This is a genomic window from Pseudomonas sp. ANT_J12 (genome assembly GCF_008370045.1).
Classification (GTDB): Bacteria; Pseudomonadota; Gammaproteobacteria; order Pseudomonadales; family Pseudomonadaceae; genus Aquipseudomonas.
In genome coordinates this window covers 233,358-257,455 of the sequence record NZ_VOBN01000005.1, presented here as the reverse complement: position 1 = coordinate 257,455, position 24,098 = coordinate 233,358, and the positions used below count along the sequence as shown (strand labels likewise).

The following is a 24,098-nucleotide window of genomic DNA, read 5'->3' as shown; positions in this document are numbered from 1 at the left end:
AACCTTACTCTGCAGCAGCAGGTTTCTTGCCGAAGGCACCGAAACGGTCTGCGAAGCGCTGTACACGGCCGCCAGTATCCAGAGTCTTCTGCTTACCGGTGTAGAACGGGTGGCACTCGTTGCATACGTCAGTACCCAGTGGCTTGCACAGGTTCGAACGGGTTTCGAACTTGTTGCCGCAGCTGCAAGTGACTGCAATGGTTTCGTACGCTGGATGGATATCGGCTTTCATGGTGTATTCCTCAGGCTAGCGTGCCGCCACTCAACACTATTGTTGAATACCGCACGTAATTAGGCCGCGGATTCTACCAGACCTTTGCAATCACGCAAGCTGTCCCTTCTACCGACCGTCTGCTAGGCTCCCTGCCTTCTTCACCGCCCCATCATCGAGAAAACCTTCGCGTGCCCGACGCCATTCTGCGCCTCGCCCTGCCCTCGCCCCTGCGCCGCCTGTTCGATTACCGTGCCCCGGCCGGGGTCCTGCGCGCCCAGTTGCAGCCGGGCATGCGCCTGCGGGTGCCGTTCGGCCGGCGGGAGATGATCGGCATTCTGGTGGAGGTCACCGACACCAGCGAAGTGCCGGTGGAAAAGCTCAAGCCGGCCATCGCCCTGCTCGATGCCACACCGCCGCTGCCACCAGCGCTGTTCAAGCTGTGCCTGTGGACGTCCCAGTATTACCAGCACAGCCTCGGCGATACCTTGAGCTGGGCGTTGCCGGTGCTGCTGCGCCAGGGCGAACTGGCCGAGGCCCGCCAGGAGCGCTTCTGGTCCGCCGCCCCCGGCGCCAGCCTGGATGATCCGCGCATCGCCCGCGCTCCGCGTCAGCGTGAAGCCCTGGCCACGCTGGCCCAGCACCCCCACGGCGTCGCTCATCAGTTGCTGAGCAAATTGATGCTGAGCAAGGACAGCCTCGACCTGTTGCTGGCCAAAGACCTGGTGCAAGTCGAAATCCGCAAGCACGCCCCCGACGCCCGCCACGAACGCTGGCTGGCGCAACCGGAACTGCCGCTCAACCCGGAACAGCGCGCAGCCTACGAGGCGATCCGCGCCGGGTTCGACAGCTATCACGCGTTCCTGCTGGCCGGCGTCACCGGCAGTGGCAAGACCGAAGTCTATTTGCAGTTGATCCGCGAAACCCTCGAAGCCGGCAAGCAAGCGCTGGTGCTGATCCCGGAGATCAACCTCGGGCCGCAGACCCTGGCGCGCTTCGAGCAGCGCTTCAATGCGCGCATCGCGCTGATCCACTCGGCGGTCAATGATCGCGAACGCCTGGAAGCCTGGCTCGCGGCCCGGGACGGCGATGCCGACATTATTATCGGCACCCGTTCGGCGCTGTTCACGCCGATGAAAAACCCTGGCCTGATCATCATCGACGAAGAGCACGACGGCTCCTATAAACAGCAGGAGGGCCTGCGCTACCACGCTCGCGACCTGGCGCTGGTCCGTGCGCGGCAGGAAAACATCCCGATTGTCCTCGGCTCCGCCACGCCTTCGCTGGAAAGCCTGCATAACGCCTACACCGGTCGTTACGGTCTCCTACGCTTGAACGAGCGTGCAGGTGGCGCCAAGCAGCCGCGTTTCCTGCGCCTGGATGTGAAAAGCCGTCCACTGGACAGCGGCATTTCCGGGCCGATGCAGCAAGCCATCGGTCAGACCCTGGCCGCCGGCCAGCAAGTATTGGTCTTTCTCAACCGTCGCGGTTTTGCCCCGACCTTGCTGTGTCACGACTGCGGCTGGATGTCCGAGTGTCAGCGCTGCGATGCGCGGATGACTGTGCACCAGCGCTCCGGCGAGCTGCGCTGCCACCATTGCGGCTACGTCGAACGCGTGCCCCGGCACTGCCCGAAATGCGGCAAGGTCGATCTGCGGCCCGTGGGCGCGGGCACCGAGCGCGCCGAAGAGCGTTTGGCGATTCTGTTCCCGGACGTGCCGGTGCTGCGGGTCGATCGCGACAGTACGTCGCGCAAGGACGCGATGAATCAGCTGTTCGCCACCATCCAGAAAGGCCAGCCGTGCATTCTGGTCGGCACGCAGATGCTTGCCAAAGGGCACCACTTTCCACGGGTGACGCTGGTGTCGATTCTGGATGCCGACGGCGGGTTGTTCTCCGGCGACTTCCGCGCCAGCGAGCGCATGGCGCAGCTGATCGTCCAGGTCGCCGGCCGCGCCGGCCGGGCTGAAGAGCCGGGCCGAGTGATCATCCAGACCCACCTGGCCGACCATCCGCTGCTGGTGCAACTGACTGAACAGGGTTACTTCGCGTTTGCCGAGCAAGCCTTGAGCGAACGTCGCGCCGCCGGCCTGCCGCCATTTGCGCACCTGGCACTGCTGCGGGCCGAAGCGCACAAACCGGGACAGGCCGAAGGCTTTCTCGATGAGGCGTGCAGCGAGGCGGAACGATTGCTGGCCGAGCAGAACCTGAGCGGGATCGAATTGCTCGGGCCGGTGCCGGCGCCGATGGAGCGTCGGGCCGGGCGTTATCGGGCGCAGTTGTTGTTGCAGGCCACGGCGCGGGCGCCGCTGCATCGGTTGCTCAGCAGCTGGTTGTTGATGCTGGAACAGATGCCGAGTGGGCGGGCGGTGCGGTGGTCATTGGATGTTGATCCCGTCGATTTGTATTGATTTTGAGATCGCCACATATCCCTAACCTGCCCGCTATAGTTGGCAAGCACGTCCATGCCACGGATAATGCCCAGTTTTTCCACTAGCGCATCCAGGCGCCGCCGCGCTTGCGGTCGAAAGAGAACACCATGAAAGACACCATTCGCCAGCTGATCCAACAAGCCATCACCCAACTCGTCAACGAAGGTGTGTTGCCTGAAGGCCTGTCGCCGGCGATCCAGGTGGAAAACTCCCGCGACAAGAAGAACGGCGACTTCGCCAGCAATATCGCGATGATGCTGGCCAAACCGGCGGGCATGAAGCCCCGCGATCTAGCGGAAAAGATCATCGCCGCCCTGCCCGCTGACGAAAACGTCACCAAGACCGAAATCGCCGGTCCGGGCTTCCTGAACTTCTTCCAGAACACTGACGCCCTGGCTTCGCGCCTGGACGCCGCTTTGGCCGACCAGCACGTCGGCGTGCGCAAGTCCGGTCCGGTGCAGCGCACCGTGGTCGACCTGTCGGCACCGAACCTGGCCAAAGAGATGCACGTCGGCCACTTGCGCTCGACCATCATTGGCGACGGCGTGGCCCGGGTGCTGGAGTTCCTCGGCGACACCGTGATCCGTCAGAACCACGTCGGCGACTGGGGCACCCAGTTCGGCATGCTGATGGCCTATCTGCAGGAAAACCCGATCACCAGTGACGAGCTGTCGGACCTGGAAAACTTCTACCGCGCCGCCAAGCAGCGCTTCGACGAATCCGAAGAGTTCGCCGACCGCGCCCGTGGCCTGGTGGTCAAGTTGCAGGCCGGCGACGCCGAGTGCCTGGCCCTGTGGACACGCTTCCGCGATATCTCGCTGTCCCACTGCCAGGCGATCTACGAACAACTGAACGTCAAACTGACCATGGCCGACGTGATGGGCGAAAGTGCCTATAACGACGACTTGATCAACGTGGTCAACGACCTCAAGGCCGCCGGCCTGCTGGTCGAGAGCAACGGCGCCCAGTGCGTGTTCCTCGACGAATTCAAGAACGCCGACGGCGACCCGCTGCCGGTGATCATCGTCAAGGCCGACGGTGGCTACCTCTACGCCACCACCGACCTGGCGGCCGTGCGTTATCGCAGCGGCAAGCTCAAGGCTGATCGCGCGCTGTACTTCGTCGACCAGCGCCAGGCCCTGCACTTCCAGCAAGTGTTTCAGGTCGCGCGCCTGGCCGGTTTCGTGACGCACCCGATGGAAATGGAGCACATGGGCTTCGGCACCATGAACGGCGCCGATGGCCGTCCGTTCAAGACCCGTGACGGCGGCACCGTGAAACTGGTGGACCTGCTGAACGAAGCCAAGGACCGCGCCTACACCCTGGTGAAAGAGAAGAACCCGGAGCTGGCCGAAGACGATCTGCGCAACATCGCCAAGGTCGTGGGCATTGGCGCGGTGAAATACGCCGACCTGTCCAAGCACCGCACCAGCGACTACAGCTTCAACTTCGACCTGATGCTCAACTTCGAAGGCAACACCGCGCCGTACCTGCTGTACGCCTACACCCGCGTCGCCGGTGTATTCCGCAAGCTGGGCAAGGATTTCACCGAAGTCGAAGGCCAGATTGTCCTTGAAGCACCGCACGAACATGAGCTGGCGGCCAAACTGGCGCAGTTCGGCGAAGTGCTGAACAACGTTTCCGACAAAGGAACGCCGCACATCCTCTGCACCTACCTGTACGATGTCGCCGGTCTGTTCTCCAGCTTCTACGAGAACTGCCCGATCCTCACCGCCGACACTCCGGCGCAAATGCAGAGCCGCCTGCGCCTCGCCGCGCTGACCGGCCGCACACTCAAGCAAGGCCTGGAACTCTTGGGTCTGGAAACTCTGGAGCGTATGTAAGTTGGCTGCCAAGAAAAAACCTGCACCCAAGCGTGGCGCCAGTCGTTACACCGCTCCTGCCAAACAGCCGATCCCGGGCTGGCTGTGGATGGCCATCGGCCTGACGGTCGGCGCGTTTATCGTGTTCCTGATGAAACTGGAGCCGGGCAAGGGCAGTGAAAGCGTCAAGCGCGAAAAAATCGAGCAGCAGAAAGCCAGCAAGATCGCCGAGGCCAACAAGACCCCGCCGAGCCCGACGCAACCGGTGAAGCCGAAGTACGACTTCTACACCCTGTTGCCGGAATCGGAAGTGATCGTGCCGCCGGACGCGGTGCCGGAGAAAACCCTGCCGACGCCGCAAGTACCGACGGTGCCGACCACCCCGGTGACGCCAGAGCAAGCCGCGAAGATCGACACCGCACGGGCCCAGGCCGCGCTCGCCGGGATCACCCCGCCACCGCCGCCACCGGTTTCCAAAGCGGCGCCTGTGACCAAGTTCTTCTTGCAGGCGGGTTCGTTCCGCAAGGAAGCTGACGCCGACAAGGTTCGCGCGCAGATCATCTTGCTCGGCCAGGCCGTGGCGGTTGAGTCCGGCATGGTCAAGGATGAAACCTGGTATCGGGTATTGGTCGGGCCGTTCAGCAACCGCGAACAACTGACCACCGCCCAGAAACAACTGGCCGGCAGCGGTTTCAGCAACCTGTTGTTACAACAACGCCAGAGCCGCTGACCCCCCGATAACGGCGCCCTTTCCCTGGGGCGCTGCCTGCTTTTGTGGCGAGGGGGCTTGCCCCCGTTCGGTTGCGAAGCAACCGCAAAACAGCAATCCCCGTTCTATCTGACACTACGTGGCGCCTGACTTCAGGGCCGCTTCGCGCCCCGACGGGGGCAAGCCCCCTCGCCACAAGTTCGCCACACGCCATTCGTCCCCCGCCGCTGCCTGCAGTTGAAAAAATCTCCACCACCCCCATATGAGTTGGCATAAGGCATTTTCGCCCCGCTGCGTGGAGACTCTCCCTTGACCACCATCGTTTCAGTTCGCCGCCACGGCAAAGTCGTCATGGGCGGCGACGGCCAGGTTTCTCTCGGCAATACCGTGATGAAAGGCAACGCGAAGAAAGTTCGTCGCCTGTACCACGGTCAGGTCATCGCCGGTTTTGCCGGGGCCACCGCTGACGCCTTCACCCTGTTCGAGCGTTTTGAAGGCCAGCTCGAGAAACATCAGGGTCACCTGGTTCGCGCCGCCGTCGAACTCGCCAAAGAATGGCGCACCGACCGCTCCCTCAGCCGCCTCGAAGCCATGCTCGCGGTCGCCAACAAAGACGCTTCCCTGATCATCACCGGCAACGGTGACGTGGTCGAACCCGAAGAAGGTCTGATCGCCATGGGTTCCGGTGGCGGCTACGCTCAAGCCGCAGCCAGCGCCTTGCTGAAGAAAACCGACCTGTCGGCTCGGGAAATCGTCGAAACCGCGCTCGGTATCGCCGGCGACATCTGTGTATTCACCAACCACACCTTCACCATTGAGGAGCAGGACCTCGCCGAGTAAGCCTGTTTCGGCCTTGTGCCACGGCTCACTTTGACCAGAGGACCGCCAATTACTATGTCCATGACTCCCCGTGAAATCGTCCACGAACTCAATCGCCATATCATCGGCCAGGACGATGCCAAGCGCGCCGTCGCCATCGCGCTGCGTAACCGCTGGCGCCGGATGCAGCTGCCGGAAGAGCTGCGTGTTGAAGTCACGCCAAAGAACATCCTGATGATCGGCCCGACCGGTGTCGGTAAAACCGAGATCGCCCGTCGCCTGGCCAAATTGGCCAACGCGCCGTTCATCAAAGTCGAAGCGACCAAGTTCACCGAAGTCGGCTATGTCGGCCGTGACGTCGAATCGATCATTCGTGATCTGGCTGACGCCGCGATCAAGCTGCTGCGCGAACAGGAAATGACCAAGGTTCGCCACCGCGCCGAAGACGCCGCCGAAGACCGCATCCTCGACGCCCTGCTGCCACCGGCACGCATGGGTTTCAGCAACGAAGAATCGACGTCGTCGGCCGATTCCAACACCCGTCAGCTGTTCCGCAAGCGCCTGCGTGAAGGCCAGCTGGATGACAAGGAGATCGAAATCGAAGTCGCCGAAGTGGCGGGCGTCGATATCTCTGCGCCACCGGGCATGGAAGAGATGACCAACCAGCTGCAAAGCCTGTTCGCCAACATGGGCAAGGGCAAAAAGAAAAGCCGCAAGCTCAAGGTCAAGGAAGCCCTGAAACTGGTGCGTGACGAAGAAGCCGGGCGCCTGGTCAACGACGAAGAGTTGAAGGCCAAGGCCCTGGAAGCGGTCGAGCAGCACGGTATCGTGTTCATCGACGAAATCGACAAGGTCGCCAAGCGCGGCAATTCCGGTGGCGTCGACGTCTCCCGAGAAGGCGTGCAACGCGACTTGCTGCCGCTGATCGAAGGCTGCACCGTCAACACCAAGCTGGGCATGGTCAAGACTGACCACATCCTGTTTATCGCCTCCGGTGCGTTCCATTTGAGCAAGCCGAGTGACCTGGTGCCTGAGCTGCAAGGTCGTCTGCCGATCCGCGTGGAATTGAAGGCGCTGACCCCGGAAGACTTCGAGCGCATCCTCAGCGAACCGCACGCGTCGCTGACCGAGCAGTATTGCGCCCTGCTGAAAACCGAAGGCTTGACCATCGAGTTCCAGCCGGACGGGATCAAGCGCATCGCCGAGATCGCCTGGCAGGTCAACGAGAAAACCGAGAACATCGGTGCCCGTCGCCTGCACACGCTGCTTGAGCGTCTGCTGGAAGAGGTGTCGTTCAGCGCCGGTGACCTGGCCAGCGCCCACGATGACAAGGTGATCCTGATCGACGCCGAGTACGTCAACAGCCACCTCGGTGAATTGGCGCAGAACGAAGACCTGTCGCGCTACATTCTGTAGAGCCTCAAGTTGCAAGCCGCAAGCTGCAAGTTGGTCACCTACCTCTTGCAGCTTGAAGCTTGGAGCTTGTAGGCTGGCTCCATGAGCCAGATTCCCACCGACATCAAGTTGCACAAAGCCTCGAAAACCCTGTCGCTGAAATACGCGTCCGGCGAGGAATATCACCTGCCCGCCGAGTTCCTGCGCGTGCATTCTCCCTCCGCCGAGGTCCAGGGCCACGGCAAACCTATCCTGCAATTTGGCAAGATCGCCGTCGGCCTGAGCAAAGTAGAACCGGCCGGTCAGTACGCACTGAAATTGACCTTCGATGACGGCCACGACAGCGGCCTGTTCACCTGGGAATACCTGTACCAGTTGGCCGTGCGCCAGGAAGACCTCTGGAACGATTATCTTGCCGAGCTCAAAGCCGCTGGCAAAACCCGCGATCCGAGCCAGTCCATCGTCAAGCTGATGCTCTAGGTCAGGCCTCTTGCTCTTTAGAGGGCATTTTCTAATTTCATCTGTTTGAATGCTCCGCTGTGTGGCCGAGGATCGGCCCGCTTGCGAAAAAAATTAAACTCGGGTAACCAATGGAACTGGCAAGTTCCCTGCAGTGCTCGTTGTGTTGAAAAAGCAGCGATGCAGTATTAACGGTCACCCGAGCAGCAGTACCTGGTATTGGTTGTGTGACTACACGGCTGGCCCCGGGTACTCGTCTCAGGACAATGGAGCGTCGTAGATGAGTAACAAGAACAACGATGACCTGAAGTATCAAGCCTCGGAAAACACCCTGGGGCTTAATCCTGTTGTTGGGCTGCGTGGAAAGGATCTACTGGCTTCTGCTCGGATGGTGCTCCGGCAGGCCATCAAACAACCGATTCACAGCGTCAAGCATGTCGCTCATTTCAGCCTCGAACTCAAGAATGTGCTGTTCGGCAAATCCGAGCTGCACCCGCCGGGCGATGACCGTCGCTTTGCCGATCCGGCCTGGAGCCAGAACCCGCTTTACAAACGTTATCTGCAAACTTACCTGGCGTGGCGCAAGGAACTGCATGCCTGGATCGACGACAGCAGCCTGTCGCCCAAAGACGTCGCCCGCGGGCACTTCGTGATCAACCTCATGACCGAAGCCATGGCCCCGACCAACAGTGCGGCCAACCCCGCGGCGGTCAAGCGCTTCTTCGAAACCGGCGGCAAGAGCCTGCTCGACGGCCTCTCCCATCTGGCCAAGGACATCGTCCACAACGGTGGCATGCCGAGCCAGGTCAACATGGGCGCCTTCGAAGTCGGCAAATCCCTGGGTGTGACCGAAGGCGCGGTGGTGTTTCGCAACGACGTGCTGGAGCTGATCCAGTACCGTCCGATCACCGAGCAGGTGCACGAACGCCCCCTGCTGGTGGTCCCGCCGCAGATCAACAAGTTTTATGTCTTCGACCTGAGCCCGGACAAGAGCCTGGCGCGCTTCTGCCTGCGCAACAACGTACAGACGTTCATTGTCAGCTGGCGCAACCCGACCAAGGAACAGCGCGAGTGGGGCCTGTCCACCTACATCGAGGCGCTCAAGGAAGCGGTGGATGTGGTGATGGCGATCACCGGCAGCAAAGACGTGAACATGCTCGGCGCCTGTTCCGGCGGCATCACCTGCACCGCCCTGCTGGGCCACTACGCGGCGATCGGCGAGAAGAAGGTCAACGCCCTGACCTTGCTGGTGAGCGTGCTGGACACCACCCTGGACAGCGACGTGGCCCTGTTCGTCGACGAGCAGACCCTCGAAGCCGCCAAGCGTCATTCCTACCAGGCCGGCGTACTGGAAGGCCGCGACATGGCGAAAGTCTTTGCCTGGATGCGCCCCAACGACCTGATCTGGAACTACTGGGTCAACAACTACCTGTTGGGTAACGAGCCGCCGGTGTTCGACATCCTGTTCTGGAACAACGACACCACCCGGTTGCCGGCCGCGTTCCACGGCGATCTGATCGAGATGTTCAAGAGCAATCCACTGATCCGCGCCAACGCACTGGAAGTGTGCGGCACGCCGATCGACCTCAAGCAGGTCACCGCCGACATCTTTTCCCTGGCCGGCACCAACGACCACATCACCCCGTGGAAGTCCTGCTACAAATCGGCGCAACTGTTCGGCGGCAACGTCGAATTCGTGCTGTCGAGCAGCGGGCACATCCAGAGCATCCTCAACCCGCCGGGCAACCCGAAGTCGCGCTACATGACCAGCGCCGACATGCCGGTGAAGGCCGAGGACTGGCAAGAGAACTCCACCAAGCACACCGATTCCTGGTGGCTGCATTGGCAAGCATGGCAGGCCGAGCGTTCAGGCAAGCTGAAGAAATCCCCGACTGTTCTGGGCAACAAAACCTACACGGCGGGCGAAGCTGCGCCGGGCACTTACGTACATGAGCGGTAACTGACACACCTCGCCCTCTGTAGGAGCGAAGCTTGCTCGCGAAAGCGGTCGTTCATTCAACGTAGATGTCGACTGGACTGACGTCTTCGCGAGCAAGCTTCGCTCCTACAGGGGATCGGGGATGAATTTGAGAGCGAGACCCACAGGGCCTGAAGCATGCCGCAACCGTTCATTTTTCGTACCGTCGACCTGGATGGCCAGACCCTCCGCACTGCGGTACGCCCCGGCAAGCCTCACTTGACGCCCTTGCTGATTTTCAATGGCATCGGCGCCAACCTGGAGCTGGTGTTTCCGTTCGTCGCGGCGCTGGACCCGGACCTGGAAGTCATCGCCTTCGACGTTCCCGGGGTCGGCGGTTCGTCAACGCCGAATCACCCGTATCGCTTCCCGGGCCTGGCAAAACTCACGGCACGGATGCTCGACTATCTCGACTACGGCCAAGTCAACGTGATCGGCGTGTCCTGGGGCGGTGCCCTGGCGCAACAGTTCGCCTATGACTATCCGGAGCGCTGCAAGAAACTGGTGCTGGCGGCCACGGCAGCGGGCGCGGTAATGGTGCCCGGCAAGCCGAAAGTGCTGTGGATGATGGCCAGCCCACGGCGTTATATCCAGCCATCCCACGTGATCCGCATTGCACCGATGATCTACGGCGGCTCGTTCCGCCGCGACCCGACGCTGGCCGCCAGCCATGCGGCGAAGGTGCGTTCGGCGGGCAAGCTCGGTTACTACTGGCAGCTGTTCGCCGGCCTCGGCTGGACCAGCATTCACTGGCTGCACAAGATCCACCAGCCGACGCTGGTGCTGGCCGGCGATGACGATCCGCTGATCCCGCTGATCAACATGCGCATCCTGGCCTGGCGGATTCCCAACGCCCAGTTGCACATCATCGATGACGGGCATCTGTTCCTGATTACCCGCGCCGAAGCGGTGGCGCCGATCATCATGAAATTCCTCGAGGAAGAGCGGCAGCGCGCTGTGATGCATCCGCATCCGACGCCATTGGGCGGCTAATCCGCCGTTCAGCCGACGGAAAGGGAATGGCAGGACGCCGTTCCGCGCAACAACCCGTAACAGCGTCTATGGTGTTCTGGTTCGGTGTGTTTGTTTTTGGCCTGAAGACGAAGGAGTGTTGATTCATGCGCGAAAAACCAGCGAGGGAGTTTTTGCCCACTCCCGCCGCGTTCATCAACGCACAGAGTGCGATTACCGGCCTGCGTGGTCGGGATCTGTTTTCAACCCTGCGCAGCGTGGCCGCCCACGGTTTGCGCAACCCGGTGCACAGCGCCCGGCATGCCCTGAAACTGGGTGGCCAGTTGGGTCGCGTGCTGCTGGGGGAAACCCTGCACCCGACCAACCCGCATGACAGTCGCTTTGCCGACCCGGCATGGAGCCTCAACCCGTTCTATCGGCGCAGCTTGCAGGCTTATCTGAGCTGGCAGAAACAGGTCAAGAACTGGATCGACGAGAGCGCCATGAGCCCGGACGATCGCGCCCGCGCACACTTCGCCTTCGCCCTGCTCAACGATGCCGTGGCGCCGTCCAACACCTTGCTCAATCCGCTGGCGATCAAGGAGATATTCAACTCCGGCGGCAACAGCCTGGTGCGGGGTGTCGGGCACCTGATCGACGATTTCCTGCACAACGATGGCTTGCCCCGACAGGTCACCAAGCAAGCCTTCGAGGTCGGTAGAACCGTCGCCACCACCACCGGCTCGGTGGTGTTTCGCAACGAACTGCTGGAGCTGATCCAGTACAAGCCGATGAGCGAAAAGCAGTATTCCAAACCGCTGCTGGTGGTGCCGCCGCAGATCAACAAGTACTACATTTTCGACCTCAGCCCGCACAACAGCTTCGTCCAGTTCGCCCTGAAGAACGGCCTGCAAACCTTCATGATCAGCTGGCGCAACCCGGATGTGCGTCACCGCGAGTGGGGGCTGTCGACCTATGTGGAAGCCGTGGAAGAAGCGATGAACGTGTGCCGGGCGATCACCGGCGCCCGGGAAGTCAACCTGATGGGCGCCTGCGCCGGCGGGCTGACCATTGCCGCGTTGCAGGGTCATCTCCAGGCCAAGCGGCAACTGCGCCGGGTGTCGAGCGCGACCTATCTGGTGAGCCTGCTCGACAGCCAAATGGACAGCCCGGCCACCCTGTTCGCCGACGAACAGACCCTGGAAGCGGCCAAGCGCCGTTCCTATCAGAAGGGCGTGCTCGATGGTCGCGACATGGCCAAGGTGTTCGCCTGGATGCGCCCCAACGATTTGATCTGGAGTTATTTCGTCAATAACTACCTGCTGGGCAAGGAGCCGCCGGCGTTCGACATCCTCTACTGGAACAACGACAACACACGCCTGCCCGCGGCGTTCCACGGCGACCTGCTGGACTTCTTCAAGCACAACCCGCTGAGCCATCCGGGTGGTCTGGAAGTGTGTGGCACGCCGATCGACTTGCAGAAAGTCACGGTCGACAGTTTCAGCGTGGCCGGCATGAACGATCACATCACGCCGTGGGATGCGGTGTATCGCTCGACCCTGCTGCTGGGCGGTGAGCGGCGCTTTGTGTTGTCCAACAGCGGCCATGTGCAGAGCATTCTCAACCCGCCGTCCAACCCGAAAGCCAACTTCGTCGAAAGCCCGAAACTGAGCAGCGACCCACGGGCCTGGTATTACGACGCCAAGCAAACCGATGGCAGTTGGTGGACCCCCTGGTTGAGCTGGATTCAGGAACGTTCCGGCGCGCAAAAAGAAACCCACATGGCCCTCGGCAACCAGAACTATCCACCGATGGAAGCCGCACCTGGCACTTACGTCCGCGTGCGCTGACGCTCAAACCACCACGGCCGGCGCCGGCCGTGGCCTGACTCGACCATTAAGAAGACTGGATGAAAACCCGCGACCGGATCCTCGAATGTGCCCTGCAGTTGTTCAATCACAAGGGCGAACCGAACGTCTCCACCATGGAAGTTGCCAACGAAATGGGGATCAGCCCCGGCAACCTCTACTACCACTTCCACGGTAAGGAACCACTGATTCTGGGGTTGTTCGAACGCTTCCAGAATGAGTTGGCGCCGCTGCTCGATCCGCCTTCCGATGTGGAGCTGGGGCCTGAAGATTACTGGCTGTTCCTGCACCTGATCGTCGAGCGCCTGGCGCACTACCGGTTCCTGTTCCAGGACCTGTCGAACCTGGCCGGGCGCCTGCCGAAACTGGCCAAGGGCATCCGCAATTTGCTCAATGCGTTGAAGCGCACCCTGGCGTCATTGCTCGCGCGGTTGAAGGCTCAGGGACAATTGGTCAGCGATACCCAGGCGTTGGGCCAACTGGTGGAACAGATCACCATGACGTTGCTGTTTTCCCTGGACTACCAGCGGATTCTGGATCGCGAGGGAGAGGTTCGGTTGGTGGTGTACCAGATCATGATGCTGGTCGCGCCGCACTTGCTGCCGCCGATCAAGGCTGCGACGGAGCAGTTGGCGTTGCAGTATCTGGAGGAGCATGAGTGAGCCGGCATGATTCAACGCATGCAGCGCTTTCTTTATTTATGATAACTAGCTAGTTTAGCTGTGCAGCTAAACTAGCTAAATAACATAAACAAATGATCTCTCCATAATCCACCCGGACCATACCGCTATGCCAAGTGAGTCTCCTGAGCACACTCAACAGCCGCTGATTGATGCATTCATCGAATCCTTTCAAAGCGCTACAGGGGCCAAGATTCTCAATAAAAAAAACGCACGCTCCCCTGCCAACGGCATTGACCTGCTATTGACGATCAAGTCCCCCGGCGGCACATGGAACGTGGCCGTAGCAGTCAAGCGGGTGGTTTACCCTCGGGACATTCGCGACGCTTTATGGGTATTTGAACGTTATCGCATCGAAAACGAACACAAGCGAAATGAGACCTTCATCCCCTTAGTGATCGCGGAGAAAATAAGCCAGGGGGCACGCGAAGAACTCAAGGATCAGGGAGCGGGTTATTACGACACCAGCGGCTCTTTGTACTTTCGTCATGATCAATGGCTGATCAATATTGATCGGCCAGCCACTGCATCCGCCCAGAAAAAACAACGAGCCCCTCTTTTTGCCGGGGCTAAAGAAATGGTGGTCCACGCACTGCTGCACAAAAGAGGCGAATGGTTCACCGGGTTGGAGCTGGCAAAAATCTCTGAAACATCTGTATTTACCGTCTCATCGGTTTTACGGGAATTGGAGTTGCGCGAATGGGTGGAATCCGAGGGCAAAGGTCGTCTTCTTCGCCGCAGGCTCAGCAGACCAGGTGACTTACTGGATGCCTGGGTTGAGGTGTGGCAGAAACGTAAGGAAAACAAATCCAGCTGGTATTTCTTTTCCTCCGACCCCAAAAAGCTACTCGACAGCCTGGCCCTCAAAACCGAAAGAGCCCGTATTGGGGACTGGGCCTTTACGGGCGCAATCGCTGCTAATTACATGTCACCGTTACTCACTCATGTCGATGTAGCTGAGCTGGAAACCTTGCCTGGGACCCACGTTCAGTTCGCCGAAGCCTTGGGTTTGAAGCCGGCAGAAAAAGGCAGCAACGTCGTTTTGATCGAGCGCTCAGGTGCAGGGATGCTTTTTCGACGCCCCCATCCAGAGTCAGGTGGCTGGCTGGCCAGCGAGTTCATTCAATATCTCGATTTGCACGATGGGCGAGGTCGCAATGAAGAGTTGGCGACTCAACTTCGACAAGACATTCTGAAGGTCTGAATACATGGCTTTAGCACCAAAACCGAAGACTGCAGCAGGCTACTCTGCCGAGCAAACTGATACCTGCGAGCAAGTTCTGGTGACGCTGCTCGGCGCATTCGGAACATTGAAGTCGACCCTGCGACTTGTTGGTGGTCTGGTTCCCCGCTACCTCACTCCGCAATCTCCACCGGACGTCCCGCCTCACTTTGGCACCTCCGACGTAGACATCGTTTTAAACCTTCAAGTAATTGCAGAGGGCGAGGGGTATGCGTCGCTTGCCCAGCAGCTCAGGGGCAGAGGCTTTGAGCCCTTTGTAGACGACAACGGCTGGACCTCGGCATGGCGCTGGATGCGAAGACTGTCGGAGAAGGAATACGTCCTTGTGGAATTTTTAAGGGGGGCCGATGCGCAATGCCCTGCCTTTGAAAAGAAACTCCTCGACGGGGAAGCTGTTTCCGCCCTGGCGATTGAGCACGCTGAAATTGTGCATGACTGGTTTGATTCGAAAGAAATCAAGGCACCCTTGCTCGATGACGGTGGCGTCTCAATCGAGACTATTCGATACGCAGATGTGGTTGCGTTCATCATCCTTAAAGCGCTTGCCTTCGATAGTCGTGGTGAACCCAAGGACGCTGGCGACCTTATTCACGTTATGCGCTACGCCGGCACACCGGAATACGTCGCTTCGAAATTCATAGAGAAATCGCTTACCCGTCAGCACGAGAACGCCTTGAAGGCAGGACTCGATGCGCTGCAAAAGAAGTTTGCCGAGGGCAACGGTGTGGAGGGCTACGAACTGACCGGACCGGTCAAATACGCGCAGTTCCTGTTTGGTCGCGGCGAAGAAGGAACCGATGAGAGAGTTGCAGCGCAGCGCTATGCTTCGGGGCTTGTAACGGAAGTACTTAGCCTTATCCATAACGGCATTTAACTGAGACATCTGCATAGGCGTTACGGAAAACTGCACACGTTCAACCATAAAAAACGCCCGACCTTTGCAGGCCGGGCGTGATCGTTCCCATGCTCCGCGTGGGAATGCAGCCGGTGACGCTCTGCGTCACTGCCGCAGGGGACGCGGAGCGTCCGTTGAGGCATTCCCACGCAGAGCGTGGGAACGATCATCAGGACTGACTGGTTGGCGTCGATGGAGCTGGCGCGGCAGTCGGGGTAGCAGCAGGGGTCGGCGCTGCAGCGGAGTTCGCTGAAGTGGCCGGGGTTGCCGGTTTGGCGGCAGCCACTGCTGGTTTTGGCGCGGCGGCTTTTGGTGCTGCCGGTTTTTTCACCGCGGGCTTCTTCGCGGCGGCAGGTTTTGCCGCTGGCTTGGCCGCTGCGGTTTTGGCAGCAGGTTTCGCTGCTGGTTTTGCAGCTGCTTTGGCGGCGACCGGTTTGGCCGCTGGCTTGGCTGCTGCAGGTTTTGCTGCGGCCGTTTTGGCGGCTGGTTTGGCAGCCGGTTTAGCGGCAGCTTTAGCCAGTGGCTTGGCAGCAGTTTTAACCGCTGGTTTGGCCGCTGCGGTTTTCGCCGCAACAGGCGCAACCTTGGCACCGGTGAGTTTTTCGATCTGCTTGGTCAGGGTATCGACCTTGCTGTGCAGCGCTTTGACTTCGTTGCGGCTCGGAACACCCAGGCGCGAAATGGCGCTATTCAGACGCTTGTCGAAAGCCCCTTCCAGCTCATCCCACTTGCCCAGTGCGCGATCTTTCACGCCGCTGATGCGCGACTTGGCCGACGAAGCGGAGTCCTTGGCGGCGTCGACTTTCTTGCCAACAGCGCTTTTGGTGAGCTTCTCGGCTTTCTCGCCGTCTTTAACCAATGTATCGAAGAGTTTGCTGCCGTCAGTGTCGATCTTCGAATACACGCCTAAACCAGCCAGCCAGATTTTGCGGGAGTAGTCTTCGACTTTCCCGATCCACGAGCTGCCTTCTTTTTCAGTATTCTTTTTGCCAGCCATCCCGTTCTCCTTAAGATTTACGCGCGACACGTTCGAGCAATGCCGTCAGCTCATCGAGCTTAGCAGAGAGTGTCTCAACGTCATGTTTAGACGGAATGCCGATACGATTCAAGGCACTTGCGACACGCGAGTCAAAAGCCTTCTCGACCTTGTCGAGTTGCACTTCGACCTTGCCTTTGAAAGTGCTCACTTCAGTCTTGGCTTCATCGATCTCGGCATTAGCCGCTTCGAGTTTTTCAGCAACGACTTTTTTGCCTTTCTTTTCAACAGTTTGACCAGCCTTGATCAACTCTTGAAAGTACTCGCTGCCCTCGTGGCCAACCTTAGTGTAGGCACCCAGGCCTGCCAGCCAGATCTTGCGGGCATACGATCTGACGTCTTGCAGAGCGTTAGTCGATGCGTCGATTTTTTTCTTCAAAATAACTTTGGCCATGGTGCACCTCACGCGCAGAAGGTTTGAGGAACTGCCCGCGAAAGTGTCGGGCTCAGGCACAAAGTAGGGAGAAAAATTAGAAACGGCACCCTAACAACCGCAACATTTGCGTGCCGTGAAACCTGTAGGAGCGAGCGGTGCGGCGATCCGACTTGCCCGCGAAGGCGGAGTTCCTGCCAAAGAAGATGCAGCGAATGTACCGGCCTCTTCGCGAGCAAGCTTCGCTCCTACAGGTATTAATTACACCAACGCTTTGTCGAGGGCCTTTTCGATTTCCGATTTGATGGTGCCGCTCATGGCCGACATCAATAGGCCCAGTTCGACATCGACCTTGATCGAATCCTCACCGACCAATACCGCGCCTTTCACACCCGAACGCTTGAGGTTCAGGGTATCGCCGGACCACGACGGCTCCAGGCCATATTGCTCGGACAGTTTCTGCGCCAACAGGTCGGCCTTCTCGCGCGCCGCTTCCTTGCCCAGGCCGTGGGCACGTTCAACACTAATTCGGGCCATCGAATGACTCCTGCGTTATGGATACTTTCCTGAAGCATCTTGACCGCTGCTGCGGCAAAACGTCCCGGTGGTCGCCTATCTTACCTTCAGTGTTGCCAAGACAAAGCAGGCCACCGGGATTAGAATGTCCCGCATTCTCTTCTGGTGACAGCGATATGACTGATCAGCGCAAAGGCAGCGATGCCGAACCCACCACTCACTTCGGTTTCAAAAACGTTCCGGAAAGCCAAAAAGCGGAAAAAGTCGCTGAAGTTTTCCACTCGGTAGCCGCCAAGTACGACTTGATGAACGACCTCCTGTCGGGCGGCATGCACCGTCTGTGGAAGCGTTTCGCGATCGAACTGTCGGGCGTTCGCACCGGTAACCGCGTGCTGGACATTGCCGGCGGCACCGGCGACCTGACCAAAAAGTTCTCGCACCTCGTGGGCCCGACCGGCCAGGTGGTGTTGGCCGACATCAACGAATCCATGCTCAAGGTCGGTCGTGACCGCCTGCTGGACCTGGGTGTGGCCGGCAACGTTGAATTCGTCCAGGCCGATGCGGAAAAGCTGCCGTTCCCGGACAACCATTTCGACTGCGTGACCATCGCTTTCGGCCTGCGCAACGTGACGCATAAAGAAGACGCCCTGCGTTCGATGCTGCGCGTGCTCAAGCCGGGCGGTCGCCTGCTGGTGCTGGAATTCTCCAAGCCGACCAATGCGCTGATGTCCAAAGCCTACGACGCCTACTCGTTCGCCTTCATGCCGCTGATGGGCAAGCTGATCACCAACGACTCGGAAAGCTATCGCTACCTGGCCGAATCGATCCGCATGCACCCGAATCAGGAAACCCTGAAGTCGATGATGGTCGAGGCCGGTTTCGACCGCGTGACCTACCACAACATGACCGCAGGCATCGTTGCCCTGCACCGCGGCATCAAGCCCTGATGCTGCTGGCCGGCCTGCTCGCCAGCGTTGAACTCGGCCTGAACCGGGTGCTGCGGCTCGACAGCACCGCGCTGCCGCGCCTGGCGCATTTGAGCGGCCGGGTGATTGCCGTCGACTGCCGCAGCCCGGCGCTGCAGCTGTTCATCCTGCCCAGCGATGAAGGCCTGATGCTCGCCTCCCAATGGGAAACCGGCGCCGACTGCACCTTGCGTGCACCGGCATCGAGCCTGTTGAAACTGGCGCTGAGCAAGGACAAGACTTCGATCTTGCACAGCCCGGAAGTCGAACTCGACGGTGACAGCGGCGTGCTGCTGGAACTGGCGGCCATCCTGCAAGACCTGGAGCTGGACTGGGAGTACGAACTCTCGCGCTGGCTCGGCCCGGTCGCCACGCAACTGGTCGGCGGTCACCTGCGCAGCCGCGCACGTTTTTATCAGCAAGGGTTTGCCAGCCTGAATCAGAACCTGGGCGAATACCTGGCCGAAGAATCACGCACCCTCGTCGGTCAGCGTGAAGCCGAAGCCCGTTTCAGTGAACTGGACCAGATCAAACTTGATCTTGAACGTCTCGAGGCGCGTTTCGAGCGCCTTTCCCGATCCCTCGACCCAAGCGATAACGCATGAAGCTGCTTGCCGTCCGCCGTTTGTTGCGCATCCAGCGCGTCGTGATCCGCTACCGCCTCGATGACCTGCTGTTCGCCCTGCCGCTGCCCTGGTTTCTGCTGGCGCTGCGCTATGCCTTGCCGTGGCGCTGGTTCCCGCGCAAGACCCTGGACCTGACCCGTGGCGCGCGATTGCGCCTGGCGTTGCAGGACCTGGGGCCGATTTTCATCAAGTTCGGACAGATTCTGTCCACTCGCCGCGACCTGTTGCCGGAAGACATCGCCGATGAGCTGATGAAGCTGCAGGACCGCGTCCCGCCGTTCGACTCGCAAGTCTCGATCAAGCTGATTGAAGAACAGCTCGGGAAAAAGATCAGCGAAGTCTTCAGCCGATTCGACGTCGAACCGCTGGCCTCGGCCTCGGTGGCGCAGGTGCATGCCGCGCAGCTGAAAACCGGTGAAGAAGTGGTGGTCAAGGTGATCCGCCCGGGCCTGAAGCCGATCATCGCCCAGGACCTGGCGTGGCTGTTCATCCTCGCCCGCGCCGCTGAAAAACTCTCGGCCGATGCACGCCTGCTGCACCCGGTGGACGTGGTCCAGGACTACGAAAAAACAATCTACGACGAACTCGACCTGTTGCGCGAGGCGGCCAACGCCAGCCAGTTGAAGCGCAACTTCGAAGGCTCGGACCTGCTGTACGTGCCACAAGTCTATTGGGACTGGTGCCGGCCGAAAGTGCTGGTCATGGAGCGCATCTACGGGATTCAGGTCACGGACCTGGCGACCCTCGCCGACCAGCGCACCGACATGAAAATGCTCGCCGAACGCGGTGTGGAGATCTTCTTCACCCAGGTGTTCCGCGACAGTTTCTTCCACGCCGACATGCACCCGGGCAACATCTTCGTCAGCACCGTCAACCCGTGGAGCCCGCAATACATTGCGATCGACTGCGGCATCGTCGGCAGCCTGACTCCGGAAGACCAGGACTACCTGGCGCGCAACCTGTTCGCGTTCTTCAAGCGTGACTACCGGCGTGTGGCGCAGTTGCACATCGATTCGGGCTGGGTCCCGGCGGAAACCAAACTCAACGAATTCGAAGCGGCGATCCGCACCGTGTGCGAGCCGATTTTCGAAAAACCGTTAAAAGATATTTCCTTCGGCCAGGTGCTGATGCGCCTGTTCCAGACCGCTCGGCGCTTCAACATGGAAGTGCAGCCGCAGCTCGTCTTGCTGCAAAAAACCCTGCTGAACATCGAAGGCCTGGGCCGTCAGCTGTACCCGGACCTGGATCTGTGGAACACCGCCCAGCCGTTTCTCGAACGCTGGATGCGCGAGCGCGTCAGCCCGAAAGCCTTGATCGGCAACGTACAGAGCCAGTTTGAGCAGTTACCGCACTTGGCCAACATGGCCCGCGACCTGCTGGAACGCATGTCCCAGCCTCACGCTTATGACCCGCCGCCACCGTGGCATCGACGCAAGGACGACTGGTTCCTGCGCCTGCTCGGTTGCGCGCACCTGGGCGGTGGCGCGGTGCTCGCAGCGGGTGGCCCGCTGAATGAACTGGGGCATTGGCCGGCCGGGATCATGATGGTGGTCGGTTTGTATCTGGTCGTTCGCCGATAGCCGGATTGAGCTGCAAGCGATAAGCTTCAGGCTTCAAGCGCTTCGTTTGCACGACGCAGATTGTTTTTTACTTGCAGCTTGCAGCTTAAAGCTCGCCGCTGCTCCGGGACGGACCATGAACAACTGGCTGGACGAGATCAAGTGGGACGTTGACGGACTGGTCCCGGCGATTGCCCAGGATCACAAGACCGGGCGCGTCCTGATGATGGCCTGGATGAACCGCGAAGCGCTGGAACTGAGCGCTGCCGAGAACCGGGCCATTTACTGGTCACGTTCCCGTGGCAAGTTATGGCGCAAGGGTGAAGAGTCCGGCCACGTGCAGACCCTGCATGAGATGCGTCTGGACTGTGACGCCGACGTGATCATCCTAATGGTCGAGCAAATCGGCGACATCGCCTGCCATACCGGCCGACAGAGCTGCTTCTACCGTGTCTTCGAGAACGGCGACTGGAAAACCGTCGACCCGGTCCTGAAAGATCCGCATGCCATCTATTCCGCAGGACACACACATGAGTGACACTCTCACGCGTCTGGCGCAGGTTCTGGAAGAGCGCAAAGGCGCCGCCGCCGACAGCTCGTATGTCGCCAGCCTGTACCACAAGGGCTTGAACAAGATTCTGGAAAAAGTCGGCGAAGAGTCGGTCGAAACTATCATCGCCGCCAAGGACGCCGCCATCAGCGGTGACTGCAGCGACGTGATCTACGAGACCGCCGATTTGTGGTTCCACAGCATGGTCATGCTCGCCCAACTGGGGCAGCATCCACAGGCTGTGCTCGATGAACTGGACCGTCGCTTCGGTCTGTCCGGACACGCCGAGAAAGCCTCGCGTCCGTCCGCCTGAATAACTATTTGAGAGGAGCAGTAACATGGGCATTTTTGACTGGAAACACTGGATCGTCATCCTGGTTGTCGTGGTGCTGGTGTTCGGCACCAAAAAACTGAAAAACCTCGGCACTGACGTCGGCGAGTCGATCAAAGGCTTTCGCAAAGCCATGAACGACGAAGAGAAACCGGCCGATCCGACCGTGACCCCGGCCCAACCGGTGCCACCTGCTCAACCAACCACGACCTCGCCACTGAACCAGCCGCACACCATCGACGTGCAGGCACAGAAAGTCGAAGAGCCGATCCGCAAAGACGTGTGAGCACTGACTAATGTTTGGTATCAGCTTCTCTGAACTGCTGCTCGTCGGCCTCGTGGCCCTGCTGGTGCTGGGCCCCGAGCGTCTGCCGGGTGCTGCGCGCACCGCCGGTCTGTGGATCGGGCGGCTGAAGCGCAGCTTCAACGCGATCAAACAGGAAGTTGAACGTGAAATCGGTGCCGACGAGATTCGTCGGCAACTGCACAACGAGCACATCCTGTCCCTGGAGCAGGAGGCGCGGAAGATCTTCACGCCGACCCAGCAGGAAGCCACGCCGGTGCAGCCGGTTGAACCGGTGGCCGAGCAGACGATTCACGCGCCGGGCACCGAACCGGTGGCCTCCATGGGCGGCGTCGAACCCGCACCTGTTGTCCCCGCGCCGACACCCGTAGAACCTGTTGCTCCTGCTGCCGCGCCAACTGCGCCGGCTCCTCACGACCCAACACTGCCGCCGCGAGCCCCATGATAAGGGCCTGTCATCGGTCATTTCCTGTGTCGCGTTGTCGCCTGAAAGCGGGCCAGGCAAGGCGTAGGCCGCAGGGAATGGTTGTTCCCTTTCCAAGGGCTACAACGCAGCCTGGCCCGCTTTCAGGCACAACCCGAAGGGCCGGCCTGTATTTGCGCAGGGCTGCGTTACTCGTCGCTTATTTGAAACGCCAAACTACGCTTCTCGCGCCTTGCCCTGCGCAAATACAGGCTCGGCGCGACACAGGAAATGACCGATGACAGGCCCTAATCTTCCGGAAAACGACCAGCACATGCCCCTGGTTTCGCACCTCACCGAGTTGCGTACTCGCCTGCTGCGCTGTGTAGCGGCGATTTTCATCATCTTCGCCGGGTTGTTCGCGTTTACCCAGCAGATCTACACCTTCGTCTCCACGCCGCTGCGCCAGTATCTGCCGGTGGGCGCGACGATGATTGCCACTGACGTGTCGTCGCCGTTCCTGACGCCACTGAAGCTGACGATGATGGTGTCGCTGTTCCTGGCGATCCCGGTGATCCTGCATCAGATCTGGGGCTTCATCGCGCCGGGCCTGTACAAGCACGAGAAGCGCATCGCGGTGCCGTTGCTGGTCTCCAGCATCCTGCTGTTCTACACCGGCATGGCCTTCGCCTATTACCTGGTGTTCCCGCTGATCTTCAAATTCTTCGCCGCTGCCACCCCGGCCGGCGTGGAGATGATGACCGACATCAGCAGCTACCTCGATTTCGTCATGACCCTGTTCTTCGCCTTCGGCGTGGCGTTCGAGATCCCGGTGGCCGTGGTGCTGCTGGTGTGGATCGGCGTGGTCAACGTCGCTTACCTGAAGAAAATCCGCCCGTACGTGGTCATCGGCTGCTTCGTGGTCGGCATGATCCTGACCCCGCCGGACATCTTCTCCCAGACCCTGTTGGCGGTACCGATGTGGTTGCTGTTCGAAATCGGCATCCTGTTCGGCAGCCTGGTCAGCAAGCGCGGCGAGCACCCGGACGATCAACCGGCTGACGATCACAACGACCAGCCGCCAGCGACCCAGCCGTGAACCTGCTGCTGCTCGAAGAGGCCGACTTTATTGCGGCCGACCGGGTGATCCTGCGCGATCGGCGCTTGACGCATATGCAGGAAGTCCATCGCTGCGTGGTGGGTGACAGCATGCGCGTCGGCCGGATCGGCGGCTTGATGGGCTCGGCCGAAGTGCTGCGCCTGGAGGCCGGCGAAGCGGAATTGCGCGTCGTCCTCGACCAACAACCACCGACCAAGTTGCCATTGACCCTGGTATTGGCTCTGCCACGGCCGAAAATGCTCCGTAGGGTGTTTCAGACCGTGGCGGCCATGGGTGTGCCACGGATCGTGCTGGTGAACAGCTACCGCGTCGAGAAGAGCTTCTGGCAAACCCCGTTCCTGGAGCCTGAAGCGATTCGCGAGCAGTTGATCCTGGGTCTGGAACAGGCCCGGGACAGCGTGCTGCCGGAAGTCGTCATAGAGAAGCGCTTCAAGCCGTTCGTCGAAGACCGGCTGCCCGCGATCACCGAAGGCACCCTCGGCCTGGTCGGCCACCCTGGCAACTACCCGCCCTGCCCTCGCGGCCTGGATGAACCGGTGACCCTGGCGATCGGCCCCGAAGGTGGCTGGATTCCTTATGAAATCGAATTGCTGGGCAAGTCCGGGCTGAATCCGGTGCAACTGGGTGATCGCATTCTGCGGGTTGAAACCGCCGTCACCGCGCTGCTGGCACGCCTCTTCTAACCGCCCCCCTCTTCTGTAGGAGCAAAGCTTGCTCGCGATAGCGGACGGTCAGTCAGCCCTTTATTGGCTGACACACCGCCATCGCGAGCAAGCTTTGCTCCTACAGGGGATGTCGTCGCTCCAACCCACGTGTACGCCTACAGATTCCCGCCCGCCAGCCGATACAGCT

General features: G+C 60.3%; 25 protein-coding genes. 21 read left to right on the top strand and 4 right to left on the bottom strand.

Annotated elements, in window-relative coordinates:
* Nucleotides 1-4 precede the first annotated feature (4 nt).
* Nucleotides 5-232, bottom strand: coding sequence for a 50S ribosomal protein L31 (rpmE, locus tag FQ192_RS14240; protein WP_123511093.1), 228 nt, complete (start codon nt 230-232; stop codon nt 5-7).
* Nucleotides 233-402: 170 nt separating this feature from the next.
* Here rpmE and FQ192_RS14235 point away from each other — a divergent pair, with 170 nt between their 5' ends.
* The 12 genes from FQ192_RS14235 (at nt 403) to FQ192_RS14180 (ending at nt 15,442) form a co-directional block, all read left to right on the top strand.
* Nucleotides 403-2,622 carry a primosomal protein N' gene (locus FQ192_RS14235; RefSeq protein WP_149659166.1) on the top strand — a complete coding sequence of 740 codons (2,220 nt, stop codon included), beginning with the start codon at nt 403-405 and terminating at the stop codon, nt 2,620-2,622.
* A 128-nt stretch (nt 2,623-2,750) separates the two neighbouring features.
* Nucleotides 2,751-4,487 carry an arginine--tRNA ligase gene (argS, locus tag FQ192_RS14230; protein ID WP_149659165.1) on the top strand — a complete coding sequence of 579 codons (1,737 nt, stop codon included), beginning with the start codon at nt 2,751-2,753 and terminating at the stop codon, nt 4,485-4,487.
* A gap of 1 nt (nt 4,488) precedes the next feature.
* On the top strand, nt 4,489-5,196 hold the full coding sequence (locus FQ192_RS14225) for an SPOR domain-containing protein (protein ID WP_123402550.1): 708 nt from the start codon (nt 4,489-4,491) through the stop codon (nt 5,194-5,196).
* Between the two features lie 288 nt (nt 5,197-5,484).
* On the top strand, nt 5,485-6,015 hold the full coding sequence (gene hslV / locus FQ192_RS14220) for an ATP-dependent protease subunit HslV (RefSeq protein ID WP_007899242.1): 531 nt from the start codon (nt 5,485-5,487) through the stop codon (nt 6,013-6,015).
* A gap of 54 nt (nt 6,016-6,069) precedes the next feature.
* Nucleotides 6,070-7,410, top strand: a complete 1,341-nt coding sequence (gene hslU / locus FQ192_RS14215) for an ATP-dependent protease ATPase subunit HslU (protein WP_133837878.1) — start codon at nt 6,070-6,072, stop codon at nt 7,408-7,410.
* 81 nt (nt 7,411-7,491) lie between these two features.
* Nucleotides 7,492-7,869, top strand: coding sequence for a gamma-butyrobetaine hydroxylase-like domain-containing protein (locus FQ192_RS14210; protein ID WP_149659164.1), 378 nt, complete (start codon nt 7,492-7,494; stop codon nt 7,867-7,869).
* 259 nt (nt 7,870-8,128) lie between these two features.
* Entirely contained in the window at nt 8,129-9,808 is a 1,680-nt protein-coding gene (phaC, locus tag FQ192_RS14205; RefSeq protein ID WP_149659163.1) for a class II poly(R)-hydroxyalkanoic acid synthase, read from the top strand.
* A gap of 156 nt (nt 9,809-9,964) precedes the next feature.
* Complete coding sequence (gene phaZ / locus FQ192_RS14200; protein WP_133837875.1) at nt 9,965-10,819, top strand: poly(3-hydroxyalkanoate) depolymerase; 855 nt, start codon at nt 9,965-9,967, stop codon at nt 10,817-10,819.
* Nucleotides 10,820-10,944: 125 nt separating this feature from the next.
* Nucleotides 10,945-12,627 (top strand): class II poly(R)-hydroxyalkanoic acid synthase, encoded by a 1,683-nt coding sequence (gene phaC, locus FQ192_RS14195; protein WP_149659162.1) that lies wholly within the window; start codon nt 10,945-10,947, stop codon nt 12,625-12,627.
* 59 nt (nt 12,628-12,686) lie between these two features.
* A complete protein-coding gene (locus FQ192_RS14190) occupies nt 12,687-13,307 on the top strand; it encodes a TetR/AcrR family transcriptional regulator (RefSeq protein ID WP_149659161.1) in 621 nt (206 codons plus the stop codon).
* Between the two features lie 127 nt (nt 13,308-13,434).
* A complete protein-coding gene (locus FQ192_RS14185) occupies nt 13,435-14,529 on the top strand; it encodes a type IV toxin-antitoxin system AbiEi family antitoxin (protein WP_149659160.1) in 1,095 nt (364 codons plus the stop codon).
* 4 nt (nt 14,530-14,533) lie between these two features.
* Complete coding sequence (locus tag FQ192_RS14180; protein ID WP_149659159.1) at nt 14,534-15,442, top strand: hypothetical protein; 909 nt, start codon at nt 14,534-14,536, stop codon at nt 15,440-15,442.
* Between the two features lie 190 nt (nt 15,443-15,632).
* On the opposite strand, the gene FQ192_RS14175 is transcribed toward FQ192_RS14180, so the two are convergent.
* The 3 genes from FQ192_RS14175 to FQ192_RS14165 all read right to left on the bottom strand — a co-directional run bounded on the left by FQ192_RS14175 (nt 15,633) and on the right by FQ192_RS14165 (nt 17,409).
* Nucleotides 15,633-16,460 carry a phasin family protein gene (locus FQ192_RS14175; protein WP_149659158.1) on the bottom strand — a complete coding sequence of 276 codons (828 nt, stop codon included), beginning with the start codon at nt 16,458-16,460 and terminating at the stop codon, nt 15,633-15,635.
* A 10-nt stretch (nt 16,461-16,470) separates the two neighbouring features.
* Complete coding sequence (locus tag FQ192_RS14170; protein WP_149659157.1) at nt 16,471-16,893, bottom strand: phasin family protein; 423 nt, start codon at nt 16,891-16,893, stop codon at nt 16,471-16,473.
* A 240-nt stretch (nt 16,894-17,133) separates the two neighbouring features.
* Entirely contained in the window at nt 17,134-17,409 is a 276-nt protein-coding gene (locus FQ192_RS14165) for a polyhydroxyalkanoic acid system family protein (protein ID WP_149659156.1), read from the bottom strand.
* Nucleotides 17,410-17,564: 155 nt separating this feature from the next.
* Between FQ192_RS14165 and ubiE the strand changes: the two genes are divergently transcribed.
* The 9 genes from ubiE (at nt 17,565) to FQ192_RS14120 (ending at nt 23,929) form a co-directional block, all read left to right on the top strand.
* On the top strand, nt 17,565-18,335 hold the full coding sequence (ubiE, locus tag FQ192_RS14160; RefSeq protein WP_007948968.1) for a bifunctional demethylmenaquinone methyltransferase/2-methoxy-6-polyprenyl-1,4-benzoquinol methylase UbiE: 771 nt from the start codon (nt 17,565-17,567) through the stop codon (nt 18,333-18,335).
* The gene (locus tag FQ192_RS14155; protein WP_149659155.1) at nt 18,335-18,958 is read left to right on the top strand and encodes an SCP2 domain-containing protein; all 624 of its coding nucleotides are present in this window, start codon (nt 18,335-18,337) and stop codon (nt 18,956-18,958) included. The genes ubiE and FQ192_RS14155 overlap by 1 nt, the downstream gene beginning before the upstream one ends.
* Nucleotides 18,955-20,559 carry a ubiquinone biosynthesis regulatory protein kinase UbiB gene (gene ubiB, locus FQ192_RS14150; protein ID WP_149659154.1) on the top strand — a complete coding sequence of 535 codons (1,605 nt, stop codon included), beginning with the start codon at nt 18,955-18,957 and terminating at the stop codon, nt 20,557-20,559. The genes FQ192_RS14155 and ubiB overlap by 4 nt, the downstream gene beginning before the upstream one ends.
* Nucleotides 20,560-20,674: 115 nt before the next feature.
* Nucleotides 20,675-21,076, top strand: a complete 402-nt coding sequence (hisI, locus tag FQ192_RS14145; protein WP_149659153.1) for a phosphoribosyl-AMP cyclohydrolase — start codon at nt 20,675-20,677, stop codon at nt 21,074-21,076.
* Complete coding sequence (locus FQ192_RS14140; protein WP_007899279.1) at nt 21,069-21,401, top strand: phosphoribosyl-ATP diphosphatase; 333 nt, start codon at nt 21,069-21,071, stop codon at nt 21,399-21,401. Before hisI ends, FQ192_RS14140 begins: the two co-directional genes overlap by 8 nt.
* A 25-nt stretch (nt 21,402-21,426) precedes the next feature.
* Nucleotides 21,427-21,705 (top strand): twin-arginine translocase TatA/TatE family subunit, encoded by a 279-nt coding sequence (locus FQ192_RS14135; RefSeq protein ID WP_149659152.1) that lies wholly within the window; start codon nt 21,427-21,429, stop codon nt 21,703-21,705.
* A 10-nt stretch (nt 21,706-21,715) separates the two neighbouring features.
* Nucleotides 21,716-22,168 (top strand): Sec-independent protein translocase protein TatB, encoded by a 453-nt coding sequence (gene tatB, locus FQ192_RS14130; protein WP_149659151.1) that lies wholly within the window; start codon nt 21,716-21,718, stop codon nt 22,166-22,168.
* Between the two features lie 256 nt (nt 22,169-22,424).
* On the top strand, nt 22,425-23,225 hold the full coding sequence (gene tatC, locus FQ192_RS14125; RefSeq protein WP_149659150.1) for a twin-arginine translocase subunit TatC: 801 nt from the start codon (nt 22,425-22,427) through the stop codon (nt 23,223-23,225).
* Nucleotides 23,222-23,929, top strand: coding sequence for a 16S rRNA (uracil(1498)-N(3))-methyltransferase (locus tag FQ192_RS14120; protein WP_149659149.1), 708 nt, complete (start codon nt 23,222-23,224; stop codon nt 23,927-23,929). The genes tatC and FQ192_RS14120 overlap by 4 nt, the downstream gene beginning before the upstream one ends.
* The last annotated feature ends 169 nt before the right edge of the window (nt 23,930-24,098 follow it).

Coding starts and splice junctions, on each gene's coding strand:
- rpmE (WP_123511093.1), bottom strand. CDS start 232: ATGAAAGCCGATATCCATCCAGCGTACGAAACCATTGCAGTCACTTGC.
- argS (WP_149659165.1), top strand. CDS start 2,751: ATGAAAGACACCATTCGCCAGCTGATCCAACAAGCCATCACCCAACTC.
- hslU (WP_133837878.1), top strand. CDS start 6,070: ATGTCCATGACTCCCCGTGAAATCGTCCACGAACTCAATCGCCATATC.
- FQ192_RS14210 (WP_149659164.1), top strand. CDS start 7,492: ATGAGCCAGATTCCCACCGACATCAAGTTGCACAAAGCCTCGAAAACC.
- phaC (WP_149659163.1), top strand. CDS start 8,129: ATGAGTAACAAGAACAACGATGACCTGAAGTATCAAGCCTCGGAAAAC.
- phaZ (WP_133837875.1), top strand. CDS start 9,965: ATGCCGCAACCGTTCATTTTTCGTACCGTCGACCTGGATGGCCAGACC.
- phaC (WP_149659162.1), top strand. CDS start 10,945: ATGCGCGAAAAACCAGCGAGGGAGTTTTTGCCCACTCCCGCCGCGTTC.
- FQ192_RS14190 (WP_149659161.1), top strand. CDS start 12,687: ATGAAAACCCGCGACCGGATCCTCGAATGTGCCCTGCAGTTGTTCAAT.
- FQ192_RS14185 (WP_149659160.1), top strand. CDS start 13,435: ATGCCAAGTGAGTCTCCTGAGCACACTCAACAGCCGCTGATTGATGCA.
- FQ192_RS14180 (WP_149659159.1), top strand. CDS start 14,534: ATGGCTTTAGCACCAAAACCGAAGACTGCAGCAGGCTACTCTGCCGAG.
- FQ192_RS14175 (WP_149659158.1), bottom strand. CDS start 16,460: ATGGCTGGCAAAAAGAATACTGAAAAAGAAGGCAGCTCGTGGATCGGG.
- FQ192_RS14170 (WP_149659157.1), bottom strand. CDS start 16,893: ATGGCCAAAGTTATTTTGAAGAAAAAAATCGACGCATCGACTAACGCT.
- FQ192_RS14165 (WP_149659156.1), bottom strand. CDS start 17,409: ATGGCCCGAATTAGTGTTGAACGTGCCCACGGCCTGGGCAAGGAAGCG.
- ubiE (WP_007948968.1), top strand. CDS start 17,565: ATGACTGATCAGCGCAAAGGCAGCGATGCCGAACCCACCACTCACTTC.
- FQ192_RS14155 (WP_149659155.1), top strand. CDS start 18,335: ATGCTGCTGGCCGGCCTGCTCGCCAGCGTTGAACTCGGCCTGAACCGG.
- ubiB (WP_149659154.1), top strand. CDS start 18,955: ATGAAGCTGCTTGCCGTCCGCCGTTTGTTGCGCATCCAGCGCGTCGTG.
- hisI (WP_149659153.1), top strand. CDS start 20,675: ATGAACAACTGGCTGGACGAGATCAAGTGGGACGTTGACGGACTGGTC.
- FQ192_RS14140 (WP_007899279.1), top strand. CDS start 21,069: ATGAGTGACACTCTCACGCGTCTGGCGCAGGTTCTGGAAGAGCGCAAA.
- FQ192_RS14135 (WP_149659152.1), top strand. CDS start 21,427: ATGGGCATTTTTGACTGGAAACACTGGATCGTCATCCTGGTTGTCGTG.
- tatB (WP_149659151.1), top strand. CDS start 21,716: ATGTTTGGTATCAGCTTCTCTGAACTGCTGCTCGTCGGCCTCGTGGCC.
- tatC (WP_149659150.1), top strand. CDS start 22,425: ATGACAGGCCCTAATCTTCCGGAAAACGACCAGCACATGCCCCTGGTT.